Source organism: Xanthomonas cannabis, from assembly GCF_040616535.1.
Classification (GTDB): Bacteria; Pseudomonadota; Gammaproteobacteria; order Xanthomonadales; family Xanthomonadaceae; genus Xanthomonas; species Xanthomonas cannabis.
The window spans coordinates 1,823,754-1,838,073 of the sequence record NZ_CP136580.1; the positions used below are offsets into that span (position 1 = coordinate 1,823,754).

Below are 14,320 nucleotides of genomic sequence, written 5' to 3' on the forward strand. Positions count from 1 at the left end.
AACACCGATGACATGCGTGCTGCGTCCAGCTATTGCCTGATAGCGCAGCCGTCGAAAGCCGCTGCCACCGTGCGAGCCTCCGACCCGGAGGCCACTCGTGAAGCTAGGCGCATCTTCGGCGGGCGCGATGACCTGACCTTCTGCGACGGAGCGTTCGCGGTACCGGAAGGCGCCGACGCATTGGTTCTGGTCACCGGGTGGAAGCAGCTCCGCAGCCCGGACTTCGGCAAGATCAGGCAGGCAGTGAAGGACGAGGTCGTGTTCGACGGCCGCAACCTGTATGACCGGCAAGAGACCGACGCCGCTGGTCTGGCTTACTACGCTATCGGACGAGGCCGTTCGTTACATGCATGAGCAACTCTCGCCGCGCGACCAGGACCTGGAAGCGCGATTGGTGGAACTGGAAACGCGCCTCTCCTTTCAGGAGCAGGCGCTCAACGAACTGAGTGAAGCGCTCGCGGACGCCCGCTTGACCGGCGCCCGCAATGCCGAACTGATCCGCCACCTGCTCGAAGATCTGGGCAAGGTGCGCTCCACGTTGTTTGCCGATGCGGCGGATGAACCGCCGCCTCCGCACTATTAATTGCAGATTGCCGCCGCCATGAGCGATACCCTACGTGACCAGCTGCTTGGCCTGGGCTTCAAGTCCGCGCCCAAGCCAGAACGCAAACCCGACGCGCGGCCTGCCGCGCGTCCGCACGGCAAGGGCGGCAAGCCCGCACCCGGCGGCCACCGGCCGGATGGCCAGGGCAGGGGGCCTCAGCGGTCGTCTGCCGCCGCGGCCACCGATGGCAGCGGCGAACCCAAGCACGGAGGCAGGCCCGATCGTCGTAACGACGGCCGGCCGGCGGGGTCGCCACGTCCGACGCAGGCCGACGCAGGCCGGCGCGGTCCCAGGCCGCCGCGCACGCGCGAAGACATCGATCTGGCCAAGGCCTATGCGATCCGGGCGCAGCGCGAGAAGGACGAACGCATCGAAGCCGAGCGTATCAAGCAGGAAGAAGCACGCCTGCGCCGCGAAGCCAAGGCTAAGCTGGAAGAACTGCTCAAGGACAAGGGACTGAATCACGCCGATGCCGATATTGCCCGGCATTTTCCGTACGGCGGCAAGATCAAGCGCATCTATGTCACCGCCGACCAGCTCAAGGCACTCAACGCAGGCGAGCTCGGCGTGCTGCAGCTCAACGGGCGCTATCTGCTGGTGACGGCCGAAGTGCTGGCCGAAGCCGAGGCGGTGTTCGCGCCATCGGTCGCCCTGAAGGTGGACCCGAACGCACCTGCGGGCGAGGATCCCTATGCCGATCCCAAGTACCAGGTGCCTGACGATCTGGTCTGGTAAGACGGCATCACGCGGCTGTTTTGCAAGGGCACCTGAGGGTGCCCTTGTCGTTGGCGGGCGAGCTCGCCAATGGTTGTGACTGGGCAGGGCGGCGGGATGCTGACCCACCGGATCGGGCTTGCCCGCCGGCCTGGCGATCGTCAGTGCCGGAGCAGTTGCTCGTTGACGTCACCGCGTGTCGGCTAGTGCGCCTGTTGTAGCTGTCGCCGCAGCGTGCTGTTTTGCCGCGCCGCGGCCTGCCACGCGTACAACGCTGGCTGCGCCGCTGGCGAGAGCGGCGCGGTATACAAACCGGTCACGGCCGGCGCGGCACCATGCGCGCCGTTGCTGGTCGACGCAGCCATCCCGATGATTGCTGCGTTGTCGCTCACTTCCTGCCGATGGTGCCGCCCATGTCCGTGTTTTCTGTTCCCGTGCAATCGCGTGCCGATGCACCGTCGGTGCCGGCCTCTTCCTTCGTGAGCGAGCGGTTGCAGCTGCGCGCAGGGCGACCTCTGCTGTTGGCCGGGTCGCTGCTGGTGTTGTGCCTGAGCAGCCGGCCGGCCGCGGCGCAGGCGGAGGATCCACCGGCGTTCGACCGGCCCGGCATCCCGTTTGCCGCCGAGGTGTTGCAGCCCGGCGCATTCGCCTGGGAGCAGGGTTTGCCGGATGCGAGCACCGATCGCACCGATGGCCAGCGGACCACGCTGTATACCGCCGACACCGTGCTGCGTCTGGGCCTGTCGCAACAGGTGGAGCTGCAACTGGGCAGCGACAGTTACAACTGGCAGCACGGGGGCGGCCAACGCGTGCGCGGCGGTGGCGATAGCCACATCGGCTTGAAGGTGGCCCTGCCATCGCGCTCCGACAGTTTTCACTGGGCGGCGCTGGGCACCTACAGCGTCCCGACGGGCAGCCCTGCCTTCAGCGACGGCTATGCCCGCGAACTCGGCGTCACCGCCTCCTGGGACCTCGCGCAGCAGCGTGCGTTTGCGCTGTACGTCAACTACGCGCGCGACGACGAGGGCCACACCTGGACCTTTGCGCCTAATTACACGTTTTTTTCTGGCGAGCATTTCAGCAGCTACGTCGAAGCCGGGTTCGATACCGGCAGCGAGCATTCGCGCGTGGCGGGTGCGGGCGGCGCCTGGCAACTGCCGCACGCGATGCAGCTGGATGTCTCGGTGCTGCGCGGGTTGACCTCGAAGAGCCCGGACTGGCAGGGCGGGATTGGCTTATCGATCGCGTTTCAGTAACGACTATGGGTAGGCCAGGGCGTCTGCGTCGCGGTGCCCGACGACGCTAGCCGCGCGCTGCGTGGCTGCCAGTGGTGGCCCGGAGGATCGTGGCGGCGTCGCAATGCAGGGATGCATTCTCGAGCTGGCAGTGGCAGTGGCAGTGGCAGAGGCGGTGGCGGTCACGGGCAAAAAGTTTTAGATGCCAGGTGGGTGCAGGGCGAAGATGGCGTCACGTTGGCGGCAGCCGCTCTTGCAGCAAGGAGCCGTGCGCTGCTTGATCGCCCCGACCGACCAGTCGGCACGCACTGAGTGGACTATCCCGCCTGATTTGCTGCACTGCCGCATGCATTGGGAACAAGGAAAAGGCCTAATTGGATCGATCCAATGAACGCTACGGGCATGCGCATTTTTCTCAACGCCAGGTCTGCAACTTGACGCGTGCCACGCCTACATCCGCAATGGAAGAGGACGGCGACGCGCGCCGTCTGCGCCGTGGCGCAGTGACGTTGCGCGATATCGCGGTCGCCATCGGCGTGTCGCGTGCCACCGTCTCGCTGGTACTGCGCGGCAGCCCCTTGGTGCATGCGAGCACGCGGGCACGTGTCGAGGCCGAGCTGGATCGACAGAACTATGTGTACAACCGCGCCGCAGCCAATCTGCGCCGGCGCACCTCGTCCAGCATCGCGTTGGTCATCAACGACCTGTCCAATCCATTTTTTGCCGAGTTCGCCGCAGGCGTCGATGAAGCGCTGGGCGCGGCCGGCTATGTGACGCTGCTGGGCAGCACCGGTGAATCGACGCAGCGCCAGCAGGCGGTGCTGACCTCGTTGATGGAGCACACGCCGGCCGGAATCATCCTGTCGCCAGCCGAAGGCAGCCAGGCGCAGGCTCTGACCCAGGTGCTCGGCCGCCAGCGCAACGTCGTGCTGTTCAACCGTGAAGTGGAGGGTGCCGGTTGGGATCTGCTGGCGCTCGACAACGAGCAGGGCGCGTTTCTGGCCTGCACGCACCTCATCGCGCAAGGTCACCGGCACATCGTGTTCTTCGGTGGCCATGCCGAATCCAGTTCGTGCCGTCAGCGCCGTGCCGGCTATACGCGTGCAATGACGGATGCGGGGCTGGCCGTGCAGTACGTCGAGTCGGCACCCAATCGCCAGGATGCCGCGCTGTGTGGCGCACGCATGTTGGGCAGCGCGGGCCAGCGCGTGAGTGCGGCGGTCTGCTACAACGACAGCGTGGCGCTGGGCCTGATGGCCGCGCTGGCGATGCAGGGCCGTGTGCCCGGCCGCGATTTTGCGGTGACCGGCTTCGACGATATCGCCGAAGCCGCGTTGTTCACCCCGGCCCTGACCACGCTGGCCGCCGATCCGCGCGCGCGTGGCCGGCAGGCCGCGCAACTGGTGCTGCAGCGTATCGGCAGCCCTGAACTGGCGGCGCAACGGCTCACCGCCGCCGTCGCCTTGAAGATCCGTGCAAGCAGTGCATGCGCGCCGACCGCAGCGCCTGCGCCGTAATGCGCAAGCATTCCCCCAACCGTTCCCCCACCAAGGCCTCAGGCCGCTGACCAGGCAACTCCTATGGTTTCCCTTTCCACGCAATCCACTGTGCCAAGCGGCAACAAGGCGCCCGTCAACAACGGCGTCGCGTTGTCGGTGGTCACCACGATCTTCTTCATGTGGGGCTTTCTCACCTGCCTCAACGACATCCTGATCCCGCATCTCAAAGCGGTGTTCGAGCTCAACTTCGCCCAGGCGATGCTGGTGCAGTTCACCTTCTTCGGTGCGTATTTCCTGATGTCGCTGCCGGCCGGTTGGCTGGTGAACCGGTTGGGCTACAAGCAGGGCATCGTGGCCGGGCTGGCAGTGGCGGCGGTCGGCGCACTGGGCTTCTGGCCGGCGGCGGAGTTGCGTGTCTACGGCGCCTTCCTGGGCGCGCTGTTCGTGCTGGCGACCGGCATCACCATCCTGCAGGTGGCGGCCAATCCGTATGTCGCATTGCTGGGTCCGGAGCGCAGTGCGTCCAGCCGGCTGACCCTGGCGCAGGCGCTCAATTCACTGGGTACCGCGATCGCGCCGTTGCTGGGCGGTTGGTTGATCCTGTCCAACACGGTGATGAGCAGCGATGCGCTCAAGGCGCTGCCGGAGGCCGAGCAGCTGGCCTATCGCGTGCAGGAAGCGCAGGCAGTGCAGGGCCCGTACATCGGCCTGGGCGTGGTGCTGTTCCTGCTGGCGATCTTCGTGTTCCTGTTCCGCCTGCCGGCATTGACCGACGCTGGCGCGCAGAAGGAAGAAAGCAAGCATTCGCTGCTGGATGCGCTGCGCCACCCGCATGTGCGCTTCGGTGTGCTGGCGATCTTCTTCTATGTTGGTGCGGAAGTGGCGATCGGCAGCTTGATGGTCAATTACTTCTCGTTGCCGGAGATCGGCGGTTTCACCGAGCGCGAAGCGACCAAGTACGTCTCGGCCTACTGGACGCTGGCGATGATCGGCCGTTTCATCGGCTCGGCACTGCTGGCCAAACTGTCGCCCCGCGTCCTGTTGTCGGCGTTCGCAGCGATCAACGCACTGCTGCTGGGCGCCACCATGGTCAGCGGCGGCATGCTGGCGGTGTACGCACTGGTGGCGATCGGCCTGTTCAACTCGATCATGTTCCCGACCATCTTCACCCTGGGCATCGAGCGCCTCGGCCCGCTGACCGGGCGGGCGTCGAGCCTGTTGATCATGGCCATTGTCGGCGGTGCGATCGTGCCGTATCTGCAGGGCCTGCTCGCAGACCGGATCGGCCTGCATGAGTCGTTCGTGCTGCCGCTGGTGTGCTACCTGTACATCGTGTTCTACGGTATCTGGGGCTCGCGTCTGCGTGGCGCATTGGCGGAGGCGCACGCATGAGCGCTGCCAAGAACCAGGTGATCTGCTTTGGCGAGGCCCTGATCGACATGCTGGCGCTGCCACAGGCTGGCAGCGACGACGCGCGCACGTTTGCGCAATATGCGGGCGGCGCACCGGCCAACGTGGCTGTCGCTGTCGCCAAGCTCGGCGGTGCGTCCCATTTTGTCGGCATGCTTGGGCGCGACATGTTCGGCGACTTCCTGCTGCAGAGCCTGCAGCAGGCCGGTGTAGCCACTGGCGGCATCGTGCGCACCGATCAGGCCAAGACGGCGCTGGCGTTCGTCGCGTTGGACGAGGCGGGCGAGCGCAGTTTCAGTTTCTACCGGCCGCCTGCAGCGGATCTGCTGTTCCGTCCCGAACATTTTGCTGCCGATGGCTTCGCGCAGGCGGCGGTGCTGCATGTCTGCTCCAACAGCATGACCGAGCCGGAGATTGCGCAATGCACGCTGGACGGCATGCGCCGCGCGCGCGCCGATGGCGCCATCGTCAGCCTCGATCTCAACCTGCGCCCGATGCTGTGGCCGCAGGACGTGAACCCGGCGCCGGTATTGTGGGAGGCGTTGGCTCTGGCCGATGTGGTCAAGCTCTCGCGCGAAGAGCTCGACTATCTGGCCGGCACGCTGGACGGCGATGCCAGCGCAGTGACGCAGAAGCTGTGGCAGGGCAACGCGACCTGGCTGCTGGTCACCGATGGTGGCGGCCCGGTGCACTGGCAGACCCGTACCGATTCCGGCCAGGTGCCGGCGTTCACCGTCCAGGTGCGCGATAGCACTGCTGCGGGCGATGCGTTCGTGGGTGGGCTGCTCTTCCAGCTGGCTGCGCGCGGCACCACGCTGGCGCAATTGTGCGGCGATACCTCGGCGATGACCGAGGTGATCCGGTTTGCTGCCGCCGTCGGCGCATTGGCGGTCACGCGCAAGGGTGCGTTCGCCGCAATGCCCGGCATTGATGACGTCTATTCTCTGATCCAGGAACAAGCATGAGCCCGTTGCCCGCATCCCCCGCACCCGATTTCCGCTCGGCCGATGTCCTGCGCCAGCACATCGCCGACACCATGGCGTTCTACCACCCGCGCGCGATCGACCCGGCCGGTGGCTTTTTTCAGTATTTTCGCGATGACGGCTCCATCTACGACGCCGGCCACCGGCATCTGGTGAGTAGCACGCGCTTCGTCTTCAATTACGCGATGGCCTACCGCGAGTTCGGCAACGCCGAGTACCTGGAAGCGGTGCACCACGGCCTGGATTACCTGCGCAACGTGCATCGCAATGCGGCGACCGGCGGTTATGCCTGGACGCTGCGCGATGGCGTGGTGGAAGACGACATGAACCACTGCTACGGCGTTGCGTTCGTGCTGCTGGCGTATTCGTGCGGGCTGAAGGCCGGCATCGCCGAAGCCCGCACGTGGATGGACGAAACCTGGCAGCTGCTGGAGAAACACTTCTGGGAGCCGGAATTTGGTTTATACCGCGATGAAGCGGACGCCCAATTCAACTTCACCACGTATCGCGGCCAGAACGCCAACATGCATATGTGCGAGGCGATGATCGCCGCGTATGAGGCCAGTGGCGAGCAACGTTATCTCGACCGTGCGCTGCAGTTGGCCGACAACATGACGCGCCGTCAGGCCGCCAAGGCCGATGGCCTGGTATGGGAGCACTACGACCCGCAGTGGAACATCGATTGGGACTACAACCGCGATGACCCCAAGCACCTGTTCCGCCCCTGGGGCTTCCAGCCAGGCCATCAGACCGAATGGGCCAAGCTGCTGATGCTGCTGGACCGCTACGCGCCGGCCGACTGGTTGTTGCCGACCGCGCAACATCTGTTCGATGTGGCGGTGGAACGCTCCTGGGATGCCCAACGCGGCGGGCTGTATTACGGCTTCGCACCGGACGGGCAGGTCTGCGACGACGACAAGTACTTCTGGGTGCAGGCCGAATCGCTCGCTGCCGCCGCATTACTGGCCCAGCGCAGTGGCGAGGATCGCTACTGGCAGTGGTACGACAAGCTGTGGGACTACGCCTGGAAGCACATGATCGATCACCGCTACGGCGCGTGGTATCGCATCCTGGACGCGGACAACCGCAAGTACAGCGACGAGAAGAGCCCGGCCGGCAAGACCGATTACCACACCATGGGCGCATGCCACGAAGTGTTGAACGTGCTGCGGCCAACAGCTTGATGCTGGTGTAATCCGGCAGCGCGGTCGAAGGTTGGCGGCTGCACCGTAGGAGCGCACCCGGGCGCGACAGGGCTTTACTGGTAACGCCCTGTCGCACCCGGGCGCGCTCTTACGGTGTTTGCGGCGGCCCTTACTCCGGGTCGTAATCCAGGTTCGATGCCAGCCAGCGTTCGGCCAAGGCCAGCGTGATCCCCTTGCGCTTGGCGTAGTCGGCGACCTGTTCCTTGCCCAGGCGCCCGACCACGAAATACTGGCTCTTGGGATGGCTGAAGTAATAGCCGGACACCGCGGCGGTAGGCAGCATCGCGAAACTTTCGGTCAGCGTCATCGTGGTGTTCTGCTCTGCATCGAGCAGGTCGAACAGCGTGCGTTTTTCGCTGTGTTCCGGGCAGGCAGGGTAACCGGGGGCAGGACGAATGCCGCGATAGCGCTCGGCGATCAAGGCGTCGTTGTCCAGGCTCTCGTCGTCCGCGTAGCCCCAGAACTCAGTGCGCACCCGCTGATGCAAGCGTTCTGCCAGTGCTTCGGCCAGGCGATCGGCCAGCGCCTTGAGCAGGATCGAATTGTAGTCGTCGTGCGCGGCTTCAAAGCGGGCCACATGCGGGTCGATGCCGATGCCCGCGGTGACCGCGAAGGCCCCGATCCAGTCCTGCACACCGCTGTCCTCGGGCGCGATGAAATCGGCCAGGCAGAAATCCGGGCGGTCGATGGGTTTGTCGACTTGCTGGCGCAAAAAATGCAGGGAATGGGGAATGGAGAATCGGGAATGGTCGAGCGCGGGAGCATCGCTTTGCGATTCCCGACTCCCGATTCCCGATTCCGCCGCTTCGGTCAGGACGACGACGTCATCGCCCACGCTATTGGCCGGCCATAGCCCAAACACGGCTTTCGCCGTCAGCCACTTCTCGTCGACGATCTGCTTGAGCATGCGGCGTGCGTCGCGATACAGCTCGCTGGCCTGGGTGCCGACGATCTCGTCGCTGAGGATGGCCGGGAACTTGCCGGCCAGCTCCCAGGCCTGGAAGAACGGGGTCCAGTCGATCAGCTCGACCAACTCCTGCAGCGGGTAGTCGTCGAAGACGTGCAGGCCCGGCTGGCGTGGCGCGGGCGGCACGTAGCTGTCCCATCCGCCATCGAAGCGTTGCGCACGCGCCTTTTCCAGCGACACCAGTCGCTTGGCATCGCCACGGTTGCGATGGCGGGCACGGATCTCGGCGTAGTCGGCGTCGTTGGCGGCCACGAACGCCTGACGCAGGTCGCGCGAGATCAGCGATTGCGCAACGCCGACCGCACGCGAGGCATCTTTGACCCACACGGTGGGCGCGGTGTAGTGCGGGTCGATCTTCAGCGCGGTATGCGCGCGCGAGGTGGTGGCACCGCCGATCAGGAGCGGGATCTCGAACCCCTGGCGCTGCATCTCGCGCGCCACATGCGACATCTCTTCCAGCGACGGCGTGATCAGGCCCGACAGGCCGATCAGGTCGGCATTTTCTGCGCGTGCACGATCCAGGATCACCTGCGCCGACACCATCACGCCCAGGTCCACCACATCGAAGTTGTTGCAGGCCAACACCACTCCGACAATGTTCTTGCCGATGTCGTGCACATCGCCCTTGACGGTGGCCATGATGATCTTGCCATTGGACCTGCCGACATCGCCGGTGCGCAGTTTTTCCGCTTCGATGTAGGGCAACAGATACGCCACGGCCTTTTTCATCACGCGTGCGGACTTGACCACCTGCGGCAGGAACATCTTGCCTGCGCCGAACAGGTCGCCGACCACGTTCATGCCGTCCATCAGCGGGCCTTCGATCACATCCAGCGGGCGGGTGGACTGCTGACGCGCTTCTTCGGTATCGGTGTCCACGTACGCATCGATGCCGTGTACCAATGCATGCGCCAGGCGCGCGCGTACCGGCTTGTCGCGCCAGGCCAGGTCCTCGGCTTTCGCCGCACCCTTGGTGCCCTTGTAACGCTCGGCGATCTCCAGCAGGCGCTCGGTGCCGTCCTTGCGCCGGTTGAGGATCACATCCTCCACGCGCTCGCGTAGCTCAGGGTCCAGATCGTCGTAGATCGGCATGCCGCCCGCGTTGACGATGCCCATGTCCATGCCGGCCTTGATCGCATGGAACAGGAACACCGAGTGGATAGCCTGGCGCACGCTTTCGTTGCCGCGGAACGAGAACGACACATTCGACACGCCGCCGGAGATATGGCAGTGCGGCAAGGTGCGTTTGATTTCACGGGTGGCTTCGATGAAGTCCACTGCGTAGTTGTCGTGTTCTTCGATGCCGGTGGCGACGGCAAAGATGTTCGGGTCGAAGATGATGTCTTCCGGCGGGAAGCCGACCTGCTCGGTCAGCATCTTGTAGGCACGCGTGCAGATTGCCACCTTGCGTGCGCAGGTGTCCGCCTGACCCACCTCATCGAAGGCCATCACCACTGCGGCGGCGCCATAGCGCAGCACCTTGCGTGCCTGCTCGATGAAGACCGCTTCGCCCTCCTTGAGCGAGATCGAATTGACCACGCTCTTGCCTTGCAGGCATTTCAGGCCCGCTTCGATCACCGTCCACTTGGACGAATCGACCATCACCGGGATGCGCGCGATATCCGGTTCGGACATGATCAGATTGAGAAAGCGGGTCATCGCCTTCTCGGAATCGATCAGGCCCTCGTCCATGTTGACGTCGAGGATCTGCGCACCATTGGCCACCTGCTGGCGCGCCACTTCCACCGCTTCTTCGTAGCGCTCTTCCTTGATCAGCTTGCGGAACTGGGCGCTACCGGTGACGTTGGTGCGCTCGCCGACGTTGATAAACAGCAGGTCCGGGGTGATGACCAGCGGTTCCAGGCCGGACAGGCGGGTGTAGCGGGGAGTGCTCATGCACGGCTCTGCTGGAGGTTGGCGCCGCGATCAGTCTGGGTGTGTTGGTGTTCGTGACCAAATGAGGGGGCGCGATGGAATGCGGCCCTCATCCGGCGCTGCGCGCCACCTTCTCCCGCAGGCGGGAGAAGGGGACGGCGCTGCGCCTGGAGTGTCTCCGTACCAAGCCACGCCATGCTGTGTCCTTCTCCCGCCTGCGGGAGAAGGTGCCCGAAGGGCGGATGAGGGCACGCCTGCCGCATCACGCCGCCAGCTCCTGCGCGCCAGGCAATTGCCGCGGTGGCAGATCGGCCACCGCTTCGGCGATGGCGCGGATGTGATCGGGCGAGGTGCCGCAGCAGCCGCCGACCAGATTGAGCAGGCCGGCCTGCGCGAATTCGCGCAAGGTGTGCGCCATCTCTTCCGGCGTTTCGTCGTACTCGCCGAACGCATTCGGCAAGCCGGCATTGGGGTGCGCGCTGACGTAGGCATCGGCAATCCGCGCCAGCGTCTCCACATGCGGGCGCAGGTCCTTCGCGCCGAGCGCGCAGTTCAGGCCCACCGACAACGGCCGCCCATGCGCAACCGACGCATAAAACGCCTCGGCCGTCTGGCCGGACAAGGTGCGGCCGGAGGCGTCGGTGATGGTGCCGGAGATCATCACCGGCAAGCGCCCGCCGCGTGCTTCGAAGACTTCCTCGATCGCGTACAGCGCGGCCTTGGCATTGAGCGTGTCGAAGATGGTTTCCACCATCAGCGTGTCGGCGCCGCCGTCGATCAGGCCTTCGATCGCCTCGCGGTAGGTCTGCCGCAGCGCATCGAAGCTGGTATTGCGATACCCGGGGTCGTTGACGTCCGGGCTGATCGACGCGGTGCGGCTGGTGGGGCCGAGCACGCCGATGACAAAGCGCGGCTTGTGCGGTGTCAGCGCCTCGACGGCATCGCAGCATGCGCGCGCCACCTGCGCGCCGGCCTTGTTCAATTCGTACACCAGATGTTCCAGGTGATAGTCGGCCTGGCTCACCGAGGTGGCGTTGAAGGTGTTGGTTTCCAGCAGGTCGGCGCCGGCGTCCAGATAGGCGCGGTGAATGCCGGCAATGATCTCCGGGCGCGTCAGCAGCAGGAGATCATTGTTGCCTTTCAGGTCATGCCCTTCCGGCGCGTGCGCGTGATCGCATCCCGGGCCATGCACGTGCGCGCTGTCGTAGCCGTCGGCAAAACGCGTGCCGCGGTAATCCGGTTCCTGCAGGTCGTGGCGCTGGATCATGGTGCCCATCGCGCCGTCGATGATGAGGATGCGCGCGCGCAATGCGGCCGTGAGCGAGGCAGCGCGCTCGGGGTGCAGCCACGGCAATGCAAACGGGATTGGGGATTCGGAATTGGGGATTCGCGCGTGCGTCATGGCCCCGTTCTCCTCGCCGCAGTGTCGTTGTTTTCCACCAATCCCGAATCCCGAATCCCGATTCCCGGCTTCACCGCAATCAACGAGATCACCTCGAAATGCGGCGGACGTTTTTCGCGCGTCACCGTCTCCAGGCTGGACACCTCCAGGTCGGCCTTCTCGACGAACCTGCGCAGTTCCTTGGCGGCAAAACCGAGATTGACGTGGCCGTAGGCATGCACTGCGGCGCGATGTTCGTGCTTGGCCAGGCTGCACAGCAGCAGGCGGCCGCCGGGGCGCAGCACGCGCGCCGATTCGGCCACCGCTTGCGCAGGCTTTGCGGCGTAGGTGAGTGCATGCATCAGCACCACCAGGTCGAAGCTGGCATCGGGGAACGGCAGCGCATGCATGTCGCCCTCGCGCACTTCCACGTTGCGCAGCTTGCGCAGGCGTTCGCTGGCGGCGGCGACCACGCGGGCGCTGGTGTCGATGCAGATGTAGCGGGTGGCGTGCGGGGCCACCAGTTCGGCCAGTACGCCGTCGCCGGAAGCGATGTCCAGCACGTCGCCGGTTTCCAGCAGGGGCAGGGCGGTGCGCGCCAGTGCCTCCCAGGTGCGGCCGGGCGAGTAGTGGCGCTCCATGTCACCGGCGACCGAATCGGCCCAGTTCTGGTCGGCGGCGCGGTTGGCCAGCACCGCTGCCACGCGCTCGGCGTCCTGGCGCAGCAGCGGATCGTCGCTGCCGGTGCTCAGCGCCAGCCACAGCGCCCGTTGCGCCGGGTCCAGCGACACTTCGTCGAAGCGGTAGTACGCCGACACGCCGGCGCGGCGGTCGCGCACCAGCCCGGCTTCCTTGAGCTTGGCAAGGTGGGTGGACACGCGCGGCTGGGCCAGTCGGGTAATGGCCGACAGCTCGGCCACGGTGAGTTCTTCCTGTTCCAGCAAGGCCAGCAGGCGGACTCGGGTAGCGTCGGCGAATACTTTCAGGCGGGCCGACCAGTCTTCCAGATCCATGAATATCTCTATATCGCGATATGGAGATATTTTCGGCCGGGCAAGGTGTGGGGTCAACTACATACGCATGCGAATGGTTGTGGCTACAATGGTCGCTCAGCCAATACCCGGGAGGGGTCGAACGTGGATTTCAGCTTTACCGAAGAACAACTGATGATCCAGGACGTGGCCCGCCGGATCGCCCAGGAAAAGATCGCCCCCAGCGCCGAGCAGTTCGACCGCAGCGGCGAATTCCCGCTGGAAAACATCCAACTGCTGGGTGAGAACGGCCTGATGGGCATCGAGGTACCGGCCGAGTACGGCGGCGCCGGCATGGACCCGATCAGCTACGCACTGGCGATGATCGAAATTGCCGCCGCCGACGGTGCGCACTCCACCATCATGTCGGTCAACAATTCGCTGTTCTGCACCGGCATCCTGAAGAACGGCACCGAGGCGCAGAAGCAGCTGTACGTGCGCGCGATTGCCGAAGGCACGCACATCGGTGCCTTCGCGCTGACCGAGCCGCAGTCTGGTTCGGATGCCTCGGCGATGCGTTGCCGCGCGGTCAGGCAGGCCGATGGCAGCTTCGTCATCAATGGTAAGAAGAGCTGGATCACCTCCGGCCCGGTGGCCAGGTACATCGTGCTGTTCGCGGTGACCGAACCGGACAAGGGCTCGCGCGGCATCACCGCGTTCATGGTCGATACCGAGCGTGCCGGCTTTCACCGCGGCAAGACCGAGCCCAAGCTCGGCATTCGCGCCTCGGCCACCTGCGAGATCGAGTTCGCCGACTACGTCGCGCAGCCTGACGAGGTGCTGGGCCAGGAGGGAGCGGGCTTCAAGACCGCGATGAGCGTGCTCGATGCCGGGCGTATCGGGATCGCGTCGCAGGCCGTGGGCATCGCGCGCGCCGCCTATGAAGCCACGCTGGCGTATGCGAAGGAGCGTAAGGCCTTCGGCGCGGCGATCGGCACTTTCCAGATGACCCAGGCCAAGATTGCCGACATGAAGTGCAAGCTGGATGCAGCCTTGTTGCTGACGCTGCGCGCGGCCTGGCTCAAGGGGCAGGGCAAGTCATTCGGCACCGAAGCGGCGGTCGCCAAGCTCACCGCCTCCGAGGCAGCGATGTGGATCACCCACCAGGCCGTGCAGATTCACGGCGGCATGGGGTATTCCAAGGAAATGCCGCTGGAGCGCTACTTCCGCGATGCCAAGATCACCGAAATCTACGAAGGCACCTCGGAGATCCAGCGTCTGGTGATCGCACGCAGCGAAACCGGCCTGCGCTGAGCGGCCGGTTCCGGCAGCGCGCCGCCGGTTGCCGACTCCATTGGCCCGAGGTGCGCAGCGCTCGATCCAGTGCTTGATTTAGGCGATTGCTTCCCACTGCCAGGTAGGAGCGCGCTCGCGCGCGATGAAGCGTTATCGATAACGCTTCATCGCGCGCAAGCG

The 14,320-nt window shown here is 65.3% G+C and carries 11 protein-coding genes and 1 pseudogene; 9 read left to right on the plus strand and 3 right to left on the minus strand.

Annotation, left to right across the window (positions count from 1 at the left end):
- From RZV17_RS07845 to RZV17_RS07880, 8 genes and pseudogenes are all read left to right on the plus strand, one after another.
- Positions 1 to 354: pseudogene (locus RZV17_RS07845) on the plus strand (UDP binding domain-containing protein); the annotation flags it as partial.
- The gene (locus tag RZV17_RS07850) at positions 347 to 583 is read left to right on the plus strand and encodes a SlyX family protein (protein ID WP_039403175.1); all 237 of its coding nucleotides are present in this window, start codon (positions 347 to 349) and stop codon (positions 581 to 583) included. The pseudogene RZV17_RS07845 and the gene RZV17_RS07850, both read left to right, overlap by 8 nt.
- Before the next feature lie 18 nt (positions 584 to 601).
- Entirely contained in the window at positions 602 to 1,339 is a 738-nt protein-coding gene (locus tag RZV17_RS07855) for a DUF2058 family protein (protein WP_355608415.1), read from the plus strand.
- Between the two features lie 380 nt (positions 1,340 to 1,719).
- A complete protein-coding gene (locus tag RZV17_RS07860; protein ID WP_355609252.1) occupies positions 1,720 to 2,574 on the plus strand; it encodes a transporter in 855 nt (284 codons plus the stop codon).
- 440 nt (positions 2,575 to 3,014) lie between these two features.
- Positions 3,015 to 4,070 (plus strand): LacI family DNA-binding transcriptional regulator, encoded by a 1,056-nt coding sequence (locus RZV17_RS07865; RefSeq protein WP_355609255.1) that lies wholly within the window; start codon positions 3,015 to 3,017, stop codon positions 4,068 to 4,070.
- Between the two features lie 63 nt (positions 4,071 to 4,133).
- Complete coding sequence (fucP, locus tag RZV17_RS07870; RefSeq protein ID WP_047696685.1) at positions 4,134 to 5,444, plus strand: L-fucose:H+ symporter permease; 1,311 nt, start codon at positions 4,134 to 4,136, stop codon at positions 5,442 to 5,444.
- On the plus strand, positions 5,441 to 6,427 hold the full coding sequence (locus RZV17_RS07875) for a carbohydrate kinase (RefSeq protein ID WP_047696683.1): 987 nt from the start codon (positions 5,441 to 5,443) through the stop codon (positions 6,425 to 6,427). Before fucP ends, RZV17_RS07875 begins: the two co-directional genes overlap by 4 nt.
- Complete coding sequence (locus tag RZV17_RS07880; protein ID WP_104580025.1) at positions 6,424 to 7,629, plus strand: AGE family epimerase/isomerase; 1,206 nt, start codon at positions 6,424 to 6,426, stop codon at positions 7,627 to 7,629. Before RZV17_RS07875 ends, RZV17_RS07880 begins: the two co-directional genes overlap by 4 nt.
- A 130-nt stretch (positions 7,630 to 7,759) precedes the next feature.
- Here the strand turns inward: RZV17_RS07880 and metH are convergent, their stop codons facing one another.
- The 3 genes from metH to RZV17_RS07895 form a co-directional block, all read right to left on the minus strand.
- Positions 7,760 to 10,513, minus strand: a complete 2,754-nt coding sequence (metH, locus tag RZV17_RS07885) for a methionine synthase (protein ID WP_355608421.1) — start codon at positions 10,511 to 10,513, stop codon at positions 7,760 to 7,762.
- 241 nt (positions 10,514 to 10,754) lie between these two features.
- Positions 10,755 to 11,894, minus strand: coding sequence for a homocysteine S-methyltransferase family protein (locus RZV17_RS07890; protein ID WP_104580028.1), 1,140 nt, complete (start codon positions 11,892 to 11,894; stop codon positions 10,755 to 10,757).
- Positions 11,891 to 12,886 (minus strand): metalloregulator ArsR/SmtB family transcription factor, encoded by a 996-nt coding sequence (locus RZV17_RS07895; RefSeq protein WP_179456884.1) that lies wholly within the window; start codon positions 12,884 to 12,886, stop codon positions 11,891 to 11,893. The genes RZV17_RS07890 and RZV17_RS07895 overlap by 4 nt, the downstream gene beginning before the upstream one ends.
- Before the next feature lie 123 nt (positions 12,887 to 13,009).
- On the opposite strand from RZV17_RS07895, the gene RZV17_RS07900 reads away from it, so the two are divergent.
- On the plus strand, positions 13,010 to 14,158 hold the full coding sequence (locus RZV17_RS07900; protein WP_184386988.1) for an acyl-CoA dehydrogenase family protein: 1,149 nt from the start codon (positions 13,010 to 13,012) through the stop codon (positions 14,156 to 14,158).
- Positions 14,159 to 14,320 lie beyond the last annotated feature (162 nt).